This is a genomic window from Mycobacterium sp., assembly GCF_044342925.1.
GTDB lineage: Bacteria > Actinomycetota > Actinomycetes > Mycobacteriales > Mycobacteriaceae > Mycobacterium.
In genome coordinates this window covers 1-5,725 of sequence record NZ_JBIIOV010000190.1, presented here as the reverse complement: position 1 = coordinate 5,725, position 5,725 = coordinate 1, and the positions used below count along the sequence as shown (strand labels likewise).

Here is a 5,725-nt window from a genome sequence, read left to right as displayed (position 1 = left end):
GGCTTCGAAACTGGCTTCCCCTGTCGCTATGTAGCACGCAGCCGGCGACCTCCCCGCGGCGGATGACGGCGTTGGCCAAGGCCTGAGTGGCCAGCCGCGACTTCATCCGCGAGTCCATCGAGTAGCCCACGATCCGGTTGGAACACACGTCCTTGATCGCACACAGGTAGAGCTTGCCTTCACCGGTCGGGTGCTCGGTGATGTCGGCCAGCCACAACAGGTTTGGCGCCGGGGCGGTGAAATCGCGGGTGACGAGATCATCGTGAACCGGTGGCCCGGTCTTGCCGTTCTTGCCGCGCTTGCGCTTGCCGAACACGCTCCACCACCGATTGTCCGAGCAGATCCGCCACGCGGTGCGCTCCGCCATGGGCGTCCCGGCGTCGCGGGCCTCCTCGACCAGGTAGCGGTAGCCGAACTCCGGATCATCCTTGTGGGCGTCGAACAGGGCGTTGGCCCGATGCGCCTCGGCATACTCAGCCGGGGTGACAGGGTCGGCCAGCCAGCGGTAGTAGGGCTGGCGGGCGGATGTCCGTTCTCATTGAATCTTTTGTGCCGACGGCCCAGGATGGCTGGTCGTTGGCAGCATCGCCCATGAGGGATACCACGTTTGGGACTACGCTCCGCGCAATGTGGCGGTGCCGTCGGCGTTGACCCGCACCGCCGCCCCGGCGATGTCGTCGGCAACGGTCCCCGCCGCCTCGCCGGCGTCGGGAATGACGGCCAGCACCCGCGCGTCGTCCGGGGTGCGGACGGTGAGAAACACCTTCTCCGGCTTGCCGTCCCGGTCGAACGGCGTGGTCCACGACTCCACCCGTCCGACGCCCTCCCACTGCACCAGCGAGGTCCGGGTCGGCTCCCGGTCGACGGTCTGCTGGACGTCCTCCCAGCGGAAGGCCTGCGCCGGCGGGGTGGCGCTGTAGACACCGAAGCTGTGCTTGGTCATGTAACCGCCGTTGGCGGTGATGAGCCCATGCGAGCCCGGGTTGTCCCGCAGCAGGCCGGCCATCGTGGCGATCGAGTGCATGACGTAGTTGTTCCACGGCCCGCCGGCGAAGGTCAGCCCGCCGGTGACGGTGAGCGGACGCCCCGGATCGCCTGCGGGTAAACCGATTTCGTGGGCGGCCACCTGGACTGCCGACGGGAAGCAGGAGTAGATGTCGACGTGGTCGACGTCGTCGAGACCGATCCCGGCCAGTTCCAGCACCCGCGCCGCGCCGATCCGGATGGCCGGGCTGCGGTGCAGTTCGGCGCGGTCGGCGAAGCTGTAGGTGTCGTGGGAGTCGGTGCCCGCGTAGGGGAACACCCACTGATCGCGCGGGATCTGCAGGTAATCCGCCTTCTCGGCCGAGCACAGCACCAGCGCCGCGGCCTGGTCGACCATGTTGTTGGAGTTCATCAGCTTCGGGTAGGGCCAGCTGATCATCCGGTTGTCCGGGCCGGTTGCGGTGATCTGCTCCGCGCTGAGCGCGTCGCGCACCCAGGCGTTCGGGTTGGCCGCCGCGACCGCGCTGAACTGCGCCCACAACTCGCCGATCCGGCGGCGATGGTCGTCGATCGATTCCCCCCGGGCGATCCGCAGCGCCTCCTCGAACAGCGGGTAGACGAAAGACGGCCGGTCTAGCCCGATGCGCTCGTCGGCCGGCCCGGACATCGGTACGTCGGTCCCGGCCCCGGGCGGCACTGGGACCGACTCGTCCTGGCGGGTCCAGTCCGGGCGGATTCCCCTGGCGCGCAGGCGCATCCGGGTCCGCCAGGTCTCGCCGCCGGTGAGCAGCACCACGTCGGCGCGGCCCTGCTGGATGTCCAGGCAGGTCTGGTTGACCAGCGACTGCGGGGTGTTGCCGCCGATGCCGGTGTACTGGGTGGCAGCCCGCGGCGCGCCGATGCGCTGCCCGACGAGTAGACCGGGATCGCGGTAACGCCACGACAGCAGGTTGACCACCCGGATGGAGTCCACCGCGTCGAGCACCCGCGGATCGGCAGCGGACCGCGCGGCCTGCGCCATCAGATCGACCGGCTCCACGTCCGGTTCTTCGGTGCGCTGGTTGATCTGCCCGGCGCCGACCAGCACCGGTGTCCGGGGATCTGGATTCATCGGCTTTCCTTTTCGTTTTGACAGCCGTCAAAACGTAGCACCGTGGAATCATGGGGTCCGTCGAACCCGAGGAGGAGAAGGCGTGTCGAACAAAGAGTTCAACGGGGTCATCAAGCTCGACGTCCGGGATTCCACCCCGGACTGGAGCCCGTATGAGTTGAAGAGGGCGCCCGAGGGTGCGCCGAACATCCTGATCGTGTTGTACGACGACACCGGCCAGGCGGCATGGTCGCCCTACGGCGGGCGGATCGAAATGCCGACCCTGGACCGGCTGGCGCGCAACGGCCTGACCTACACCCAGTGGCACACCACCGCGCTGTGCTCCCCCACCCGCTCGACGTTCCTGACCGGCCGCAACCACCACGTCAACCGGTGCGCGTCGATCACCGAAGGCTCGATGGGATTCCCCGGCGCCGCCGGCCGACTGCCCGCCGAGTGCGCCACCATCGGCCAGGTGCTCCAGGACAACGGCTACGCCACGATGTGGCTGGGCAAGAACCACAACGTCCCGGTGGAGGACCTCTCCCCGGCGGGCAGCCGCTCGGAGTGGCCGCTGTCGAAGGGCTTCGACCGGTTCTACGGCTTCCTCGGCGGCGAGACCAACCAGTGGTACCCCGACCTCATCGAGGACAACCACGCCATCGAACCGCCCTACACCCCCGAAGAGGGCTACCACCTCTCCAAAGACCTTGCCGACCAGGCGATCAAGATGCTGCGCGATCTCCGGTCGTCGGGTCCGTCGAAGCCCTGGTTCATGTGGTTCTGCCCCGGCGCCAATCACGCTCCGCACCACTCGCCGCAGGAGTACATCGACAAGTACAAGGGCGTGTTCGACGACGGCTACGAGGCTTACCGCGACTGGGTGCTCACCCGAATGATCGAGCGCGGGATTCTGCCGGAGGGCACCGAACTGACCCCGCTCAACCCGATGCCGGAGGACGTCGCCAACGAGGCCGACTACGTGCGTCCGTGGGGTGAGCTCAACGACGACGAGAAGCGGCTGTTCTGCCGGATGGCCGAAGTGTTCGCCGGGTTCTCGGAGTACACCGACGTGCAGTTCGGCCGGATCATCGACTTCCTGGAACGCACCGAACAACTGGACAACACGATCGTGATCTACTGCGCCGACAACGGCGCCTCGGGCGAGGGCACCCCGAACGGGTCGGTCAACGAGAACAAATTCTTCAACGGCTTCCCCGACAGCCTTGAGGAGAACATGTCCTACTTCGAGGAACTCGGCAGCCCGGAGACTTACAACCACTACCCGACCGGCTGGGCGGTGGCGTTCTCCACCCCGTTCCAGATGTTCAAGCGGTACGCCCAGTACGCCGGCGGCACCTGCGACCCGCTGATCATCCACTGGCCCAAGGGAATCAAGGACAAGGGCGGCATCCGGCACCAGTACCACCACTCCACCGACATCGTCCCGACGATTCTCGACGTCGTCGGCTTGGAGATGCCGACGGTGTACCGCGGCGTCGAGCAGTACCCGCTCAACGGCGTCTCGATGCGCTACAGCTTCGACGCCGCCGACGCGCCGACCACCAAGAAGCGGCAGTACTTCTCGATGCTGGGCACCCGCGGAATCTGGCAGGACGGCTGGAAAGCCGCCGCCTTGCACGCGCCGATCAGCGGCAAGGGCCACTTCGACCAGGACCGCTGGGAGCTCTACCACGTCGACGCCGACCGCGCCGAGGCCCGCAACCTCGCCGATGAACACCCCGAGAAGCTGCAGGAACTGATCGCGGCGTGGTTCGAGGAGGCGGAGGCGAATTTCGTTCTGCCCCTTGACGATCGGACGGCCATCGAGCAGTTCAGCGACGTCCGCCCGTCCGGGGAGCCGCCGCGGTCGCGCTACATCTACTTCCCCGACACCTCACCGGTGCCGGAGTCGACGGCGGTGAACATCCGCGGCCGGTCCTACAAGATTCTGGCCGATGTCGAACTGACCGACGAGTCCGAGGGCGTGATCTTCGCGCACGGGTCGCGATTCGGCGGCCACACGCTGTTCGTGAAGGACGCCAAGCTGCACTACGTCTACAACTTCCTCGGCATCAAGCCGGAGCAGACGTTCGTCTCGGGGCCTTTGGAGTCCGGCAAGCACACCGTCGGCATGGAGTTCATCAAGGAGGGCGCCGGCGAGCACATGGAGTCGCTGGGGACCACGAAGCTGTGGGTCGACGAGGCGGTGGTGGCCGAAGGGCCGATGCGGGCGCAGATCGGGCCGTTCACCCTCTGTGGGGACGGCCTGTGCGTCGGGTACGACAGCGCCGACCCGGTGAGCCGCTCTTACCCGCCGGGGTTCCCCTTCAAAAACGGCGCCATCCTCGGCGTCGCTGTGGACACCGGCGCGGACCAGTACCTCGACCTGGAACGGGAGGCGGCCGCGGCGTTCGCCCGCGACTGACCCGGATCAGGCCGGGCCCACCCGGTAGATCGACTTGAGGGTGAAGAACTCGTCGAGGCCCTCGGGGCCGAGTTCGCGGCCGATGCCGCTGGCCTTGACGCCGCCGAACGGCGCCCCGATGTCGAGTTGGTAGTCGTTGATGCCGACGGTTCCGGTCTTGATCTCGCGCGCCACTTCGGTGGCGCGGTCGACGTCGGTGGACCACACCGTCCCGGCCAGCCCGAACTCGCTGTCGTTGGCCAGCGCGATCGCCTGTTCGTCGCTGTCGTAGGGAATGACCGCCAGCACCGGCCCGAAGATCTCCTCCTGGGCGATCCGTGCGGAGTTGTCGACGTCGGCGAACACCGTCGGGGAGACGAACCAGCCGCGCGGCTGATCCCGCGGAACACCGCCGCCGGCAATGAGTTTCGCGCCGCTGGCCTTACCGGCCTCGATGTAGCCGAGCACCCGGTCGCGCTGACGGGCGCTGACCACCGGCCCGATGTCGGTGGCGTTGTCCAGCGGGTTGCCGACGGCGAGACCGTTGACCAACTCCGCCAGCGCCCCGACCACCTCGTCGTAGCGCGAGCGGGGGGCCAGTATCCGCGAACCGAGGTAGCAGGTCTGGCCGTTGTTGATCAGCGACACCGACTTCAGACCGGTCATGGCGGCGGCCAGATCGGCGTCGTCGAGGATGATCGCCGCGGACTTGCCGCCGAGTTCCAGCGTCACCGGCCGCAACAGCCGTCCGCAGGTCTGGCCGATGATCCGGCCGACCGCCGTCGACCCGGTGAAGCTCACCTTGTCCACTCCCGGATGCGACACAAGATGCGCCCCGGCCGCGGTGCCGCCCGGCACCACGTTGAGCACGCCGTGGGGCATCCCGGCCTCGTGCGCCGCCTCGGCGAAAACCACAGCGTCCAAAGCGGTTTCCGGGGACGCCTTGAGAACGACGGTGCATCCGGCCGCCAGCGCGGGGGCGAGCTTGAAGGCGGCCAGGGCTTGCGGGAAGTTCCACGGCACGATGGCGGCGACCACCCCTACCGGCTCACGGCGCACGATGGTGTGGCCGATCATGCTGGGCCGGATCTCCTCGATCGGGGTCTCGGTGATGAGCGTGGCGTAGTAGCCCAGCAACGCCGCCGGAAACAGGCCGTTGGCGCCCCGGGAGAGCCGCAGCGGCATGCCGTTCTCGCGGGTGACCAGTTCGGTCGTGCTGTCGGCCCGCCGGTGCAAGGCGGCGG

Annotated in this window: 3 protein-coding genes and 1 pseudogene; 1 reads left to right on the top strand and 3 read right to left on the bottom strand. The window is 67.9% G+C overall.

The annotated features are described in order from the left end of the window. Positions 1-334, bottom strand: a pseudogene (locus ADBZ6I_RS15485) (DDE-type integrase/transposase/recombinase); the annotation flags it as partial. A 279-nt stretch (positions 335-613) separates the two neighbouring features. Next, on the bottom strand, positions 614-2,095 hold the full coding sequence (locus tag ADBZ6I_RS15480; RefSeq protein WP_526385376.1) for an acetyl-CoA acetyltransferase: 1,482 nt from the start codon (positions 2,093-2,095) through the stop codon (positions 614-616). Between the two features lie 82 nt (positions 2,096-2,177). On the opposite strand from ADBZ6I_RS15480, the gene ADBZ6I_RS15475 reads away from it, so the two are divergent. Further along, entirely contained in the window at positions 2,178-4,502 is a 2,325-nt protein-coding gene (locus ADBZ6I_RS15475; RefSeq protein WP_526385374.1) for an arylsulfatase, read from the top strand. Between the two features lie 6 nt (positions 4,503-4,508). Here ADBZ6I_RS15475 and ADBZ6I_RS15470 read toward each other — a convergent pair. Further along, a partial coding sequence (locus ADBZ6I_RS15470; RefSeq protein ID WP_526385372.1) for an aldehyde dehydrogenase occupies positions 4,509-5,725 on the bottom strand: 1,217 nt, incomplete at its 5' end.